The following is a 15,689-nucleotide window of genomic DNA, read 5'->3' as shown; positions in this document are numbered from 1 at the left end:
TGGACGCCATGACACTCAATGCTCAGATACCCGAAGGCCCCCTTCACGAAAAATGGGACCGGCACAAATTCCAGCTCAAACTGGTCAATCCGGCCAACAAGCGAAAATACACCGTTCTGGTGGTGGGGTCCGGACTGGCCGGTGCCTCGGCTTCGGCCACCCTGGCCGAGCTGGGGTACAACGTGAAAACCTTCTGCATCCAGGACAGCCCCAGAAGGGCCCACAGCATCGCGGCCCAGGGCGGTATCAACGCGGCCAAGAATTATCAGAACGACGGGGACAGCGTCCGGCGTCTGTTCTACGATACCATCAAGGGCGGCGATTTCAGGGCCAGGGAAGCCAACGTCTACCGCCTGGCCCAGATCAGCAACGCCATCATCGACCAGTGTGTGGCCCAGGGCGTTCCCTTTGCCCGGGAATACGGCGGCCTTCTGGCCAACCGGTCCTTTGGCGGGGCTCAGGTGTCCCGGACCTTTTACGCACGGGGCCAGACCGGCCAGCAGCTGCTTCTGGGAGCCTACGGTGCCCTGTCACGGCAGATTGCCGCAGGAAAGGTCACCATGCTTCCCCGTCAGGACATGCTGGAACTGGTGGTCGTGGGCGGCAAGGCCAAGGGTATTGTCACCCGGAACCTGATTACGGGCGAGATCGAACGGCACGCAGGGGACGCGGTGATTCTGGCCACCGGCGGTTACGGCCGCGTGTTCTATCTGTCCACCAACGCCATGAGCTGCAACGTCACCGCCGCCATGCGGGCTTACAAGAAGGGGGCGTTTTTTGCCAACCCCTGTTTTACCCAGATCCACCCCACCTGTATTCCGGTTCATGGAGATTATCAATCAAAGCTGACACTTATGAGTGAAAGTTTAAGGAATGACGGAAGGGTCTGGGTGCCCCGAAATCCCGGTGAAACCCGGCGTCCCAACGACATTCCCGAGACGGACCGGCTGTATTATCTGGAGGAAAAATACCCGAGCTTCGGCAACCTGGTTCCCCGGGATGTGGCTTCGCGCAACGCCAAGGAGCAGTGTGACGCCGGTCGTGGCGTGGGAGAAACAGGCTATGCCGTCTACCTGGACTTCAAGGACGCCATCAAACAAAACGGCGTGGACGTGATCCGGCGGAAATACGGTAACCTGTTCGCCATGTACGAGAAGATCACGGCCGAGGACCCCTACACCACGCCAATGATGATCTATCCGGCCTCTCACTATGCCATGGGCGGCCTCTGGGTGGATTACAACCTGATGAGCACCGTCCCCGGCCTGTTCGTGCTGGGTGAAGCCAATTTTTCCGACCACGGCGCCAACCGACTTGGGGCCAGTGCCCTGATGCAGGGACTGGCTGACGGATACTTTATCATCCCCTACACCCTGGGCGGCTATCTGGCCGGTGAAATCCCCGGTCAGACGAACGCGGATCATCCGGCCTTCGACGAGGCGGCCGGCGCGGTCGATCAGACCCTGGACAGACTCCTTGCCGTCGGCGGGAAACGCACCTGTGACGATATCCACCGTGAACTGGGGAAAATTCTCTGGGATCACTGCGGCATGTCCCGCAGTGACGCGGGTCTTGAGACGGCACGTCACCGCGTGCAGGATCTCAAACGGGAATTCTGGTCCAACGTCAAGGTGTCAGGCTCCAAACAGGGGGTCAACCCCGGTCTCGAAAAAGCGGGCAGGGTGGCGGAATTTTTGGATTTTGCCGATCTTCTTCTGATCGATGCCCTGTCCCGGAAGGAATCCTGCGGCAGCCATTTCAACGAGGCATACCAGACGTCGGAAAACGAGGCCCTGCGCGATGACGACACCCATACCCATGTGGCGGCCTTTGAGTTTGCGGGGGAAGGCCGCGATGCAAGGCTTCACAAGGAGCCCCTGGTGTTCGAGAACGTCACCCTGACCCAAAGGAGTTACAAATGAGCGAAAAAACCATCACCCTGACCCTCAATGTCTGGCGTCAGAAAAGCAATAGGGAACCGGGTCGCCTTGAAACGTATCAGGCCCGGAACATTTCCACGGACATGTCCTTTCTCGAAATGCTCGATGTGGTCAACGAACAGTTGATCCTTGACGGCGGCGAGCCCATCGCCTTTGACCATGACTGCCGGGAAGGGATCTGCGGCACCTGCGGGGCCGTGATCAACGGCCGGGCCCACGGACCGGAAAAGGGCACCACCCTGTGCCAGCTTCACATGCGCCATTTCAAGGACGGCGACGTGCTGGTGGTGGAGCCCTTCAGGGCACGGGCCTTCAAACTGATCAAGGATCTGATGGTCGATCGCAGCGCCCTGGACCGGATCATCCAGGCCGGGGGCTATGTCTCGGTCAACACCGGGGGCGCCCCGGACGCCAACACCATCCCCATTGCCCAGGAAACGGCGGAAAAGGCCATGGACGCCGCCGAATGCATCGGCTGCGGGGCCTGCGTGGCCGCCTGTCCCAATGCCTCGGCCATGCTGTTCACCAGTGCCAAGGTGTCCCAGCTTTCCCTTCTGCCCCAGGGCCGTCCCGAAGCCCGGCAGAGGGTGAACGCCATGGTGGCGGCCATGGATGAGTCGGGGTTCGGCAACTGCAGCAACGAGAGGGAATGCGAAGCCGAATGCCCCAAGGGGATCTCCATTGAAAACATCGCCCGGCTCAACCGGGAATTCATCAAGGCCGGGGTCAAATAACCGGTGCGCGGTCGTGTTTTTTGATGAACTCGAAAAAGTCATCACATGACGGCAAAGAAAAACGTTCGAGCTTGCGGCGTCGCGAATCCGCAAGGATGAGGCGTACTTAGGGTACGCCGCAGTGACGATGGATGAAGCGAAAGCGCAGAAAACGGACGTTTTTCGAAGCCGTGTTTTTTGATCTGATCCCTTTGATAACAAAACGACCCGTGGTATACATCCCCACAGTGTGATTTCTGCATGGCCCCGGGCCATGGTCATATTCAATTTTTTTTTAAGGACGCCGATCATGTCAGAGCAAGGATATCGCTTTACCTACGATGAATATGGAAAAACCCGGTCCATTCAGGTGGATCTCCGCGGCCGGGCGCTTCAGGACAACAACTACACCAACAAAGGCGCGGCCTTCACCGAATCGGAACGGGAAGGCCTGGGTTTGAGCGGCAGCATTCCTCCGGCGGTCAAGACCCTGGCACTCCAGATCAAAAACGGCCATGATATTGTGGATGACAAGGTCAGCGACATCGAAAAATACATTTATGTGCGCTCCCTGTTCGACAAGAACGCCACCCTGGCCCATGCCCTCATCGCCAGTGATATCCGCAAGTTCATGGCCATTGTCTACACCCCCACGGTGGGCCAGGCCTGCCGGCAGTATTCGGCCATTTTCAGGCAGGCCACCGGGCTTCATTTCTATCCCGGCAACATCGATCAGGCCGAGGCGATTCTGTCCCGATATAAAAACGACGGCATCCGCGTGGCCGTGGTCACCGACAACCAGGGCATCCTGGGTATCGGGGATCAGGGTGCCGGCGGTCTTGCCATCTGCATCGGCAAGCTGATGCTCTACACCCAGGGCGCAGGCATCGCCCCCTGGCACTGCCTGCCCGTTTCCCTTGACGTGGGCACGGACAATGCGGAGCTGCTTGCCGACGAAAAATACCTGGGCTGGCCCCACAAACGGCTGACGGGCGATGCCTACCTTGCCTTTGTGGACCGCTTCGTCAAGGCCTTCAAAAAGGTGTTTCCCGATGCCCTGTGCCAGTGGGAGGATTTTTCCAAGCAGAACGCCTTCACCGTGCTTGATAACCACGTGGACGAGGTGATTTCCTTCAACGACGATATTCAGGGCACCGGCGCCGTTACGCTGGCGGGTATTCTGTGCGCCATGAAGGTCAAGGGTGAGTCCCTCAAGGATCAGGTCTTTCTGATTCACGGCGCCGGGGCAGGCGGCGTGGGTGTGGGAGAACAGATCGCTTGTGCCATGATGCAGGAAGGCCTGACCGAGGCGGAGGCGATATCCCGGATCTATACCCTGGACAGTAGGGGTTTGGTGACCACCGACCGGAACATCGAACCCTACAAGGTCCGGCTGGCCAAAGATCCCGCAGCCCTTCCCTGGCTTAAAAATCCCGAAGACGGCAGGCTCGTCAATGTGATCAAACAGGCCAAGGTCACGGTGCTGATCGGCACCTCGGGCCAGTCCGGCTGCTTTACCCGGGAGGTTGTGGAGGCGGTGCATCAAAACACCGATCGTCCGGTGATCTTCCCGCTGAGCAATCCCACGGTCAATGCCGAAGCCCTGCCCAAAGACATCTACGCCTGGACCGACGGCAAGGCCCTGGTGGCCACGGGCAGTCCCTTTGCCCCGGTGAGCCATGGAGGCAGGGAATTCCGCATCGGCCAGTGCAACAACGTGTTCATTTTCCCCGGCGTGGGCCTGGGGATCATCGCCTCGGGGGCAAGCAAGGTCCTGCCCTCGTTCTTCACCGCCGCCGCCTATGCCGCCGCCGAGCATGTGTCCGACGCCGATCTGAAGCAGGGCACCCTGTTTCCGCCGGTGGAGGAGCTTCGCAAGGTCAGCCTGTCCGTGGCCAAAGCCGTGGGCCGCGTGGCCATCGCCGAAGGCCTCAGCCGCAAATGCGCCTTCAGTGAATTCGACCACCGGAACGATCCCGCCCGCCTGGATACCGCCATCGACAACATGGGCTGGAAACCGGAATACCTGCCCCTCGAGAAATAACCTTGCCATACGATGTCACGGGGACATCTATTGTCCCCGTGACGTTTTAACGATAAAGCGCGTTCATATTTATTGTTTATTTCCCCGGCAGTTTTCTCGTGGAGTTCTTTGATGACGACCTTTTCTTTGTTCAATAACAGCCGCTTCTTCGTTACCGGAGCGACAAGCTGGTATCTTGCAGATCTTGGGGAGTTTCGGGGTAAACAGGAACTTTACACACGGTAATCTCCCCAGCGACTGAAAACCTTGCGCGAACACGCCTTGTTATGTTTAAATGAAGCAAATCAAATGGTAGGGGGCAATGCAACAATACAAGAATTTACCTTGAACGACCCTGTTACCCAGTGCCCCCATCCCTTTTCCTGCTTGCATTTGTGAAACTGTGCTTGTGAGGGAGTCAAGATGGACGATTTTGAAGACAGCTATAAAAACGCAGTTGAAGCAGGCCAGCGTAACCTTCGGGCAACTAAGCGGCTTAACAATTGGTGTTTCCACGCCGAGTTAGTAAGATCTCCTGGTAGGGGAATGATTGAAGCTTCAACTGGTCTCCCAATCGGGCACATGGGGGTCGCGTGCAAATTTTCCAAAAAAAATTCGATGCATTGTTGGTTACTGGAAGATGCAGCGTACGACTTCTATCTAAACAACTGCAAGGACTGTGAAAAACGGGTTCCTGTAGGAATTCCCAATATATTGGATTTTATTATTCCAAGGGAAAAGACTGCCGAACAGCGAAAAAACGCTCGCGAAGAAGAAGAAAGAAACAGAAAGCAGAAACAAACCGAGAGACAGCAAGAACGGGCGAAACTTCACCACGAACTCTCTTTGGATGAAACCTTCGTTTTCGATCTGCTGGATGAGCTTGATAAGGAAGACATACCAAGGGATGATCCGCGTCTGGAGCAACTTGCAAACCTTGCTCCTGAGACCTTCACCAGAAGGGTGATCAAGCATCTCTTGCCAGCAGTGCTGCACGAGACTTTGCCGTATTCTATACCTGCCGCAAAAGCGTTGCTCAGGGCGCCATTAGACCCTGAAGAAAAACTCTCGGTGGCAGTACGCTTGGTGAGCAACTACGATAAATCACCTTTAGCTATCGATGTGGTTTTGACACACGCGGAAAAACTTTCTCAAAACGACCTGATAAGGATTCTACATCGTTTTGTGTCGATGGCCTTAGGGCCGCCCCCAGGTATGCCTCTTGGTTGGGGTGAACCAATAACCCTCGACTCTGCGCCAATTTACTCGCTCTTCCAGAAAAGGTGTGCTGAAATTTGTGCGGTGGTCGATGCACTCATAAGTGATGCAAACCTCGAAAAGTTTGGGGCTGCCGTTAAAATTATTCTCGCATTAGATGATGCCGAGCTGCTATCGAAACACACTAGAACCATCATCGCCAAGCTGATGCGCAGACGAACCCTTCTGCCAAATGTACGTAGAGATAGCAGTGTGCTTTATTATCTTCGGGAAGCGGCTTCGAGTTGCCTTGAACATCATCCAGAAGGAACGGATAAAATTATCCAATTATTCCTCGCCGATAACGACAATGCTGGCAGAGAAGAGGCTCATAGAACCTATAGATCAGTTCTGAAACACAACTATCGAAAAGAAACACAGATTGGGACGGCTCAAAAAATAGCATTCAGAAGATTGCTTTGGGGGGCCGTGGAAAGTCCAGAGAACGGTATGAGCGATGCAGGACAGTTTTTCATGCATTCATGGGATGAGTTTGCGCAGCTCGCAACCGAGCATTTTGATGATCTGATAGGTGCAGCGGCAATGCTCAGCGACAAGTATGAGCAAGTTGATGCAAAGGGCACCTTGGAATTTCCTAAAAATGTGCTTACTCAAATTGAGAAAAGCAACAAGCTCACAGCGATTGACAGTTTGCAGGGGGCTTTGATCGAGTGGGCTGCTGTTGGTGCAAAATCCAAGGGGCGTGAAGGGATTGAAGAGTTCCTTGGACTGTATCGTAAATTACCCGAAGATCAAACGCAAATGCGTGGAAACATGATCGCTCATGTTTCGAAATTATTGACCGGAGTCGAAAGCCTAACGCTGATACTTTCCGATTGGTATACTGCCCTAATGGACGTTAGTACAATTGTCCGTGCCAGAGCTGTGCAAGCATGGGAGAATGTACCATATGACTTGGTGAAGAACTTTCCTGATCTGTTCTTTGAAGCATTTTCAATCTTGTTAAATGACCCTTTTGTCATTGTTCACAGAGCAGCTGTCCATTCTCTGAGACGCAGATCATTCCCAGAAGAGAAGCGGGGACTCATTAAGCTCCGGCTATGGAATCTAATTTTTTACTACTCCCAAAAGGACAAGAAAGATGACTTCGTTGTCGATTGCATTGACACGTTTGCCTTTCTCTGTCTTTCGCCAGAAGAAAGAAAAGGTAAACTCGGGATACTACTTTCAGGTATATTGCAAAGTTTAGAGGGGAGTGCCCTGTACCATGCTGTTGATCGATTACACTACCAATTTTATGACGTTCCAGGCTTTGTAAATGTGGCTATGAAATCAATTCAAGATGACTATACTCGTTCCATTTCTATCGACGACTGCGCGACAGCGATCTTGAGAGCCCCACACGGTGAGCTTCAAAGCTGTGTAGACGACATCAAAAAGGCATTCGAAGCTCTCAAGCCATTTCGGCCAGAAGGCTTTTATGAAGCTCTTATATATGCTGCCGCGTTGACCAAAGCAAGTAACCATGCAGAAGCATGTGTTTGCTTCAGAGAGATGGTCACAAGTATACCTGCAGAAGATCGAAATGAACAGTGGCGGCTTAATGCCGCTTTAATCGAGGTAGCTTCAAGGATTGAACAAGCAATAGGAGATAGAGAGACGATTGTCGAACTAAGCGAAAAATGGAATAGTCTCCTATCTGAGTTGGAGAAAGAAAATGAGGAACGAGACAAACTTCGAGATTTTTCGCCAAGCTTTTTCTTCGAGGGTTGAGGTTGCCGCAGCACTTGCGGAGGCTCTTAATCCTCCGCCAAATGACCTTAAGCTACTAAAAGAAGCATGTCTGGAGCTTGGTGCAACAATGTCAGTGATAGGCCAAGGTGACGTCGAGGATCAATACCGCGCTTATCACACAGCCATTGATATCTTTGTACCTTTGACTGAGTGGAAACACGCCATACGCAATGCTGAGCCAGATGCTCAAAGGTTCTTGATTTCAGCGAAGTTGAAAGCGTCAGAGTTTGACAGATCTTTGAGTTTCGCTTCCAATGAGCGGCTGGAAGCATTTCTTAACCAAGTCGATGCTCTTGAGAGCGTGGATGAATTGACCACCATACAGGATCAGTTGAAACGATGGACCTTGCCGTTGCTCTTGTTCGCCAATATTCCCGCTCGATGTCTTGGAGATCTTCACGTGTCTTCTTCCAACGGAAATTCAGAGGAACCTGAAAAACTCGAAACTACAGTAGCATTCTTGAGGTTTGATATCGACGGCGAACCAGCCAAACACTGGAATTATCTTAAGCCTGGGACGTCTTACGATCTTACGATCGAAGTCAGAGTTTCTAATTGGCCAAAAGGAGCAAACCTTCTCTTTTTGACGCCGGTAACAATCGACTCCCGTGAACGGGATTGGTTGCCCAGTTTCAAGTTCGAAAAACCCGAAGGTGAAGGCCCTTTCAGCTTTACAGGGACCGGGCGGGCAGTGCTGGAGGTAGCCCATTCGTTTGGCTCAAGACCATACGAATTTCTTTACGCGGCTGAGTTTGATAATACCCGCAATTGCAGAGGTGTCGAGGTTGTAGGACATCGCCGCCTGCTGCTGGAGGGATGCGATGTTGCATCAAACCCCTTGACTGGTTTTTCAAATGTCGATCGTCATCTCCTCAAAGTTCGCGACAACTTGAGATCCTTCCCAGGTTTGCATTCAGCTGATATTGCCAACACAATGATAGTATTAGGTGGGTTGGGTAACATTGCTGCACAGGCTCTGAAAGGGGGCTTGTTCGAGGATAGTATGTCTGAGTCGGCATTTCAAAATGAAGTCACTAAGATGCTTCGAAACAGGAGTGATATTGGTGAAAACTTACAAGGTCACCCCGAAGCAGCGGGAGGGATCACGGATCTCACATTCCGGGACATCCCGATCGAATTGAAAGTTGAGAACAGTAAAGTTCTGTTTCCAAAGGATTTCTCCAATTTCTTTGATCAAACAGCTGCTTATGCAATCGGACTGGGGAAGCGAATTGGAGTGTTGACCGTTCTCGAAGCCTCACCTAAATCTGCACCCGTTGGAATCATAGAAGACGATATTGAGGTTTTCGTTCATCAGACCGGTAAGTCATCAATTGTAATTGTCGTGGTTGTTGTTCGTGGCGGCTTTCCTAAACCTAGTTCTTACTCCAAGTGAAATACATTGATCTTTTTCTTAGGAAAAAAATAACATAACAAGCCTTTTGCAGCGGACCGCAAAAAAGCCGCGGCCGCTGAAAAGCGCGATAAAAATTTTTTTATCTATCAACCGGATGGAAGGGGTAAAAGTTGACCCCAATCGGGTGAGGAATGTTCTTATGTCCGCGAAACCGTTGTTTAAGGATCGGGACGAAGAAGAGGTCCGGGGTTATCGGGAGGCCTTGGAAATGATTCATGACAAGTGGGGGAACTCGACGTTTCGGAAGAAAAAATCTGCCGTCTTAACCGCTTGACACGAGGTGAAATCTGGGATGCTGGGTGTTACAAGTAATTCAGGCACCACGCGGTTCAAAAACAGAAAGCATTCTTTCTGACATAGAACGGTTTCTCCAGGAATTTACAGTGTCGCAATTTGGAACAGGCAAGTCCTGGTGTGAGTCGTGAAATGGTTCGCCGTGTTTTGAATGATCAAAAAGGAAAACGGTTGAGTGTATCGGACCAGGACACGGGGCGAAATGGAAAAAAAGGGTAATAACGTTATATAAGGGTAAAAATAAAGGTAATAACCTGAAAGAGACTGCCGGACTTCGCTTTTTTATCCGTCTTTCCCCCGGTTTGACAAGGATACGTGTGGGTGATATCCATTTTCAATACGTTTATGATCGACGGAAGATTACCATGCAGGTTTCAACATGGGGATACAACCATAAATTTTTGACGACCCCGTCACAGGAGGCCTTATGAACGAGATGATGAATCTGATCAAAACCCGTCGCAGCATTCGAAAGTTTGAGGACAGGGCCGTGCCCGATGAGATGCTGAGCGCGCTGTTCGAGGCGGTGAAGTGGGCGCCGTCCTGGACCAATTGCCAGTGCTGGGAACTGATCCATGTGAAGGACCCGGATCTGCGGGTGAAGATTCAGGACACCCTGATCAAGAATCCGGCCACGAAGGCGATTGTCGAGGCGCCGGTGCTTCTGGCGGTGTGTGGAAAGAAGAATGTGTCAGGGTATTACGACGGCCAGGCCTCGACCCGGCTGGGCGACTGGCTGATGTTCGATCTGGGGATCGCCACCCAGAATCTTTGTCTCGCGGCCCATGCCATGGGGCTGGGAACGGTGATCGTTGGCCTGTACGACCATGCCCGGGTCAGTGAGATTCTCAACCTGCCGGAAAACATTGAACAGGTCGCCCTGATTCCGGTGGGCTTTCCGGCCAAGGAGCCTTCAGCGCCCAAACGCCGTGAGATCGAAGACTTTGTCCACGTCGACACCTTTGGAGGTTAGCTTATGGATTTCAAGGAGATTTCTTTTACCATTGAGAATCGGGTGGCGGTGCTGACCCTGAACCGTCCGGATATCCGAAACGCCATCACCGGTTTTGACATGCTCAATGAATTGGGACGGGCCTGCGCCATGGTCAACGAGGATCGCTCGGTCTGCGTGATGATCATCACCGGAGCCGACCCCGCCTTTTCCTCGGGCGGCAATGTCAAGGACATGCTCGATAAAAAGGGGATGTTCGCGGGCAATCCCACCGAGATCATGGTCAGTTACCGGAAACATGTCCAGCGGATTCCGGCCTTGCTCAGTGCCGTGGAAGTGCCCCTGATCGCCGCCGTCAACGGCCCGGCCGTCGGTGCGGGCTTCGACATGAGCCTGATGTGCGACATCCGGGTGGCGTCGGAAAAGGCCCGGTTCGGCGAAACATTTCTGAACGTGGGTCTGATTCCCGGCGACGGCGGGGCCTGGTTTCTGCCCCGGGCCGTGGGCCTGTCCAAGGCCTGTGAACTGACCTTTACCGGCGACGTGATCACGGCGGAAGAGGCCCTTGGCATGGGTCTGGTCAGTTCCGTGGTCCCCCATGAAAACCTGATGGAAACAGCCATGGGCATCGCTGCAAAAATCGCGAAAAAACCCCCGGAAGCCCTGCGCATGGCCAAGCGGCTTATTCACATGGGCCAGCGTTTGACGCTTCCCGACCTGCTCGAACAATCCGCCGCTCTCCAGGCTCTCTGTCATCACAGTGCCGACCACGCAGAAGCCCTGTCTGCCATGTTCGAGAAACGGGAGGCGGTTTATTCCGGAAAATAACCTATGATGGCTTCGAAAAACGTCCGATTTCTGCGTTGCGCTTCATCCCTCGTCACTGCGGCGTACCCTTAGTACGCCTCATTCCTCGGGATTCGCGACGCCTTGAACTCGAACGTTTTTCTTTGCCATCCCTTGATGACGTTTTACGCGTTCATCAACTTTTCGATAGCACGGATCAGAAAACAAAAAACCGCCATCCCCGGAACGGGGAGGCGGTTTTTTGTGTGACGGATCGTAAGATCGTCGGGATCAGATGGCCCCGGTCATTTTCAGGGCTTCGACCACGATTTTCTGCATGAGTTTTTCTTTGGCGTTTTCCGGGTTCTGGAGCTGCATTCTCTCCAGGTATTTCCGGGCACTGTCCGGAGCCGGTGAGAACCAGGAGCCCAGAACGCCTTTCATGGCGCCGAGTTTGCTTTCCTCGGCCTTGGCCTTGAAGGTTCGAAGGGCTTTACCCAGGGCGATTTCATCCGGGGTGAAGCTGGTGCCGAAGGGGAAGGCCGGGAACAGGCCGTTCTTGCGGGCCGGAGCCAGAACCTGTTCAAGCCGTTCCGGGGTGTTGTTCCGGAACCGGTCGGGGATGGTATAGGAATCCGGAATCTTGCCGGCCTGTTTGGCCTTGGCGAGCAGGGCTTCCTGGAACCGTGAATCGGCCACGTTGATCAGCCGCATGGCTATTTCCTTGTCGCTCTTGCCGCGGATGTCGGCGATGCCGTATTCTGTGACGATGATGTCGCGCAGATGGCGGGGCACGGTGGTGTGGCCGTAGTTGAACACGACGTTGGACACGGCGTTCTTGCCGTCGCCGCGGGTGCTTCGGATCATCAGGATGCCGCGGGCGTCGTCCAGGGCGTGGGCATGGGAGACAAAGTTGTACTGACCGCCGACGCCGCTGACCACCTTACCGTTTTCCAGACCGTCGGATACGACGGCGCCGTTCAAGGTCACCATCAGACCGGCGTTGATGAACCGTCCGTTCTTCCGGTGGAGAAGCTTGAGGTCTTCGCTCAGGTATTTATTGTTGGCGTAAAGCTGGTTGACGTTGAGCACGCTGGTCATGTTGATCATCATGCGTTCTTCGTCGGACATGGCGTTGACGCTGTCGTAGAAATCTTCGGGCCCCACATAGAACCCTGCGTGGATCCAGTAGCCTTTTTTCAGTTTGTCGCCCAGGCAGTTGTCGGCCACGGCCTTGAGGTTGGCCTTGTCGTAGAAATCGGCGGCATAGCGTTTGTCGCCGTCGACGATGAACCCGTCTTCGTAGGTGAGGCCGGTCTTTAACATGCCGAATTCCACGAGCATGTCAAAGTCTTTTTTCCGAAGTCTCTTGTGGATGCCGTCCTGGTTGATCAGGGCTTCGAAGGCCTCGGGGGTGATCACGCCGTCCTTGACGGCGCCGCTGTGGACCAGTCTCTGGATGTGAATGTTGTCATAGCAGCGGCGACGCATGATATCGTTCTTGTAAAGCTGGAGAAAGCCGTCGACGAACATTTCCGTGGAGCCGTAAAGACCCTTGTCAAAGGGATCGAGCCCGCCCCATTCGTCGATCATCGGTTTGGCGTAGCCCAGGAGGCCGGAGCGTTCAACCACGCCTTTGTAATCGGCGTTATTGTGATGACGGCAGATCAGGCCGTAAGCCACGGCGTCGCCCAGGGAGCCGATGCCCACCTGGAGGGTGCCGTCGTCTTTGATCAGCGTGCCGGCATTGAGACCGATCATGAAATCCGCAGTGGCGACCGGTTCACGGGGAACGGCGAACAGGCGGGTTTCGATTTCGGCATTGTCGAGAACGGCGTCGGCGATGGACGGATCCGTCACGGCGTCACCGTACATGAAGGGCAGGTGGGTATTGATTTCACACACCACGGCCGTGGGTTTCTTGTCTTTTTTCTCGCGTTCCCGCATGATGTCGACGGCGTCCATGGCCGTGTCGCCGTTGCAGCCCATGCTGTACTTCAACTGGCCGTCGATGACTTTCTGGCCGATCAGGGCACCGGCCACGTTCATGCCGAAATCGACAACGTCGCGGGCCGCATGGGTGTAGTTGGTGCTGATGTAGTTCTGCTGCATGTGGGCGTTGTTCATGAAGGCGCCGGCTTTGTAGAAGAATTCGCTGACTTCCACGTTGGGGGGGAGTTTCTGTTTGCGGGCGTCTGCGGCGTATTCCAGTTCCACATAACCGCTCCACAAGCGCTCACGGATCGGTTCGAGCATACGGCGTTCGAGGTCGCTGGACCATGTCGGCGGTTCGAGCGACAGGGCCGTGATGATTTTGAGTTTGATTGTGGGATCCTGTTTGGCTCTGCGGTACAACGCGTTCATGATGTTGTTGGGCTTGCCCAGCCCGAGCTGGGTCCCGAATGTGATTTCCTTGCCGACCTTTTCGATGACAAAATCGATGAGTTTGTCAGGATCTTTGAATATTACCGGCCCTTTGGCTTCCGTCATGTAACCCCCTCTGTGTATGGATCAAATCAATCGTTTTGGATGTTCCGATGTAACCGGTTTCGGGTGCGACGATTGTTTTCACGCATGGACCCGGTTACCGTGCTACACAAACAAACACTGTTTCGCCTCTGATGTCAGAAAGATGGTTATTAAAAAAACAGCCGAAAAATGTCAACCAGTTTTGAAAATATTCCGCCGGGAAACAAAATGAAACAGCCCGTGGCGGCAAGTGCAGGGCCTCTTCCGCGGGCATGCTTTCGCCATGGGTATCGAACGGGGCGGGTATCGTTGGAGAGAAAAAATGAAACGGACATGTCTCTGCCCTGCCTGAGGGGTTTTGCGGGGTTGCTTCTTTGGGCGGGGCCTGATAGATTAGACGGCATAGTTATACCATCCCGTAACAATGCCACAATCAGAGTGAGACAGTGCCTGTCGGAAGGAGTTGTGCCCCGGTTCCGCTCCGACACCCTTTCTACGGGGCAATGAGGAGACGAGATATGAACTGGTATATCGAGGTGTTGAAAAAATACGCGGTGTTTTCGGGACGGGCCAGGCGGATGGAATACTGGATGTTTGTCCTGTTCAACTTTATCATCGCCGTCGTCATCGGCTTTGTGGAAGGGTTCGTGGGAAGTCCGGGATTTCTTTCGATGATTTACAGCCTGGCCGTTCTCATTCCTTCCATCGCCGTGTCCATGCGCCGGCTTCACGACATCGGCCGGACAGGCTGGTGGCTCCTCATCGCCTTTGTTCCGCTGATCGGCGCCGTTGTCCTGCTCGTGTTCATGGTCCTCGACAGCCAGCCCGGCTCCAATGCCTATGGGCCGAATCCCAAAGGGGCCTGAATCGGAATGACCTGACGTCGGGATGGTTAAAAAAACAAAAAGGGGGCCGAAACGGCCCCCTTTTCAGTCCAAGACGGTTTGTCCGGCCGTCAGGCCGCGGGTACGGGAACGATCCAGCCTTCCGTATCGGGCACCTTGCCGTACTGGATGTCCATCAGTTCTTTGAACAGGCGTGAGGCGACGGGGCCCACCTTGCCGTCTGCGATGTCGATGACCCGCTCATGGAATTTGATGTTGCCCACGGGGGAGATGACGGCGGCCGTTCCGGAACCGAACACTTCCTTGAGAAGGCCTTTGGCATGGGACTCGAAGATTTCGTCGATGGCAATGCGGCGTTCGGTGACGGTCATGCCCCAGGATCTGGCCATGGCGATCACCGAATCACGGGTCACGCCCGAGAGAATACTGCCGTTCAGCCGGGGTGTGATGATTTCATCGCCGATCACGAAGAAAATGTTCATCGATCCCACTTCCTCCACATATTTCAATTCCACGCCGTCCAGCCAGAGGACCTGGGTGTAGCCGTCCTGATGGGCCAGTTCGGTGGCATAAAGACTGGCGGCATAGTTCCCGGCCGTTTTGGCCCGTCCCACACCCCCGCGTACCGCACGCACGTAATCCCGGGTCACCCAGATTTTTACCGGGTTGAATCCCTCGGGATAGTATGCCCCCACCGGAGAGAGGATGATGAAAAAACGATAGGTTTGGGCCGCCCTCAATCCGATGTAGGGGTCGGTGGCAATGATGGTCGGACGGATATACAACGAGGTTCCGGTGGCACCGGGAACCCAGCTCCGATCCAGATCCACCAGTTTCAAAAGGGCCTCCATGACCATATCTTCGTCGAACTGGGGAATGCACAGCATTTCCGCGGATTTGTTCATGCGTTTGAAATTGTCGCGGGGCCTGAACAGCTGAACCCCGCCGTCGGGGCTTCGGAAGGCTTTGAGACCTTCGAAAATGGCTTGTCCGTAATGGAGAACCATGGTGGCCGGGCTCATGGTCAGGGGGCCGAAGGGCTCGATCCGAGGGTTATGCCATCCCTTTTCGGGATTGTAATCCATATTGAACATGTGGTCCGTGAACACGGTGCCGAAACCCAGACCCTGATCGCTGGGATGATCTTTCAGCGTGGACGCTTTGGTGATGCTGATTTCCATGGGAACCTCTGAATTGAAAAAGGGTTATGTTATCATGTTGTCCGGATATCCTGGTTG

The 15,689-nt window shown here is 54.1% G+C and carries 10 protein-coding genes; 8 read left to right on the top strand and 2 right to left on the bottom strand.

Annotation, left to right across the window (positions count from 1 at the left end):
- The first annotated feature begins 8 nt into the window (after positions 1-8).
- From ACYQ11_RS02230 to ACYQ11_RS02200, 7 genes are all read left to right on the top strand, one after another.
- Complete coding sequence (locus ACYQ11_RS02230) at positions 9-1,922, top strand: fumarate reductase/succinate dehydrogenase flavoprotein subunit (protein WP_459922105.1); 1,914 nt, start codon at positions 9-11, stop codon at positions 1,920-1,922.
- On the top strand, positions 1,919-2,674 hold the full coding sequence (locus tag ACYQ11_RS02225) for a succinate dehydrogenase/fumarate reductase iron-sulfur subunit (protein WP_459922104.1): 756 nt from the start codon (positions 1,919-1,921) through the stop codon (positions 2,672-2,674). Before ACYQ11_RS02230 ends, ACYQ11_RS02225 begins: the two co-directional genes overlap by 4 nt.
- A gap of 289 nt (positions 2,675-2,963) precedes the next feature.
- Positions 2,964-4,697, top strand: coding sequence for an NAD-dependent malic enzyme (locus ACYQ11_RS02220; protein ID WP_459922103.1), 1,734 nt, complete (start codon positions 2,964-2,966; stop codon positions 4,695-4,697).
- 402 nt (positions 4,698-5,099) lie between these two features.
- The gene (locus tag ACYQ11_RS02215) at positions 5,100-7,667 is read left to right on the top strand and encodes a hypothetical protein (RefSeq protein ID WP_459922102.1); all 2,568 of its coding nucleotides are present in this window, start codon (positions 5,100-5,102) and stop codon (positions 7,665-7,667) included.
- On the top strand, positions 7,612-9,084 hold the full coding sequence (locus tag ACYQ11_RS02210; RefSeq protein WP_459922101.1) for a hypothetical protein: 1,473 nt from the start codon (positions 7,612-7,614) through the stop codon (positions 9,082-9,084). Before ACYQ11_RS02215 ends, ACYQ11_RS02210 begins: the two co-directional genes overlap by 56 nt.
- Before the next feature lie 742 nt (positions 9,085-9,826).
- Positions 9,827-10,372: a nitroreductase family protein gene (locus ACYQ11_RS02205; protein WP_459922100.1), complete on the top strand. Its 546-nt coding sequence runs from the start codon at positions 9,827-9,829 to the stop codon at positions 10,370-10,372.
- Positions 10,373-10,375: 3 nt separating this feature from the next.
- Entirely contained in the window at positions 10,376-11,179 is an 804-nt protein-coding gene (locus tag ACYQ11_RS02200; protein WP_459922099.1) for a crotonase/enoyl-CoA hydratase family protein, read from the top strand.
- 249 nt (positions 11,180-11,428) lie between these two features.
- On the opposite strand, the gene ACYQ11_RS02195 is transcribed toward ACYQ11_RS02200, so the two are convergent.
- Positions 11,429-13,627 (bottom strand): acetyl-CoA hydrolase/transferase C-terminal domain-containing protein, encoded by a 2,199-nt coding sequence (locus tag ACYQ11_RS02195; protein WP_459922098.1) that lies wholly within the window; start codon positions 13,625-13,627, stop codon positions 11,429-11,431.
- 497 nt (positions 13,628-14,124) lie between these two features.
- Here ACYQ11_RS02195 and ACYQ11_RS02190 point away from each other — a divergent pair, with 497 nt between their 5' ends.
- Positions 14,125-14,472, top strand: coding sequence for a DUF805 domain-containing protein (locus tag ACYQ11_RS02190; protein ID WP_459922097.1), 348 nt, complete (start codon positions 14,125-14,127; stop codon positions 14,470-14,472).
- 89 nt (positions 14,473-14,561) lie between these two features.
- Here the strand turns inward: ACYQ11_RS02190 and ACYQ11_RS02185 are convergent, their stop codons facing one another.
- The gene (locus ACYQ11_RS02185) at positions 14,562-15,632 is read right to left on the bottom strand and encodes a branched-chain amino acid aminotransferase (protein ID WP_459922096.1); all 1,071 of its coding nucleotides are present in this window, start codon (positions 15,630-15,632) and stop codon (positions 14,562-14,564) included.
- Between the last annotated feature and the right edge of the window lie 57 nt (positions 15,633-15,689).

Source organism: Desulfatiferula olefinivorans, from assembly GCF_054657895.1.
This window is presented reverse-complemented; position numbering and strand designations above follow the sequence as displayed.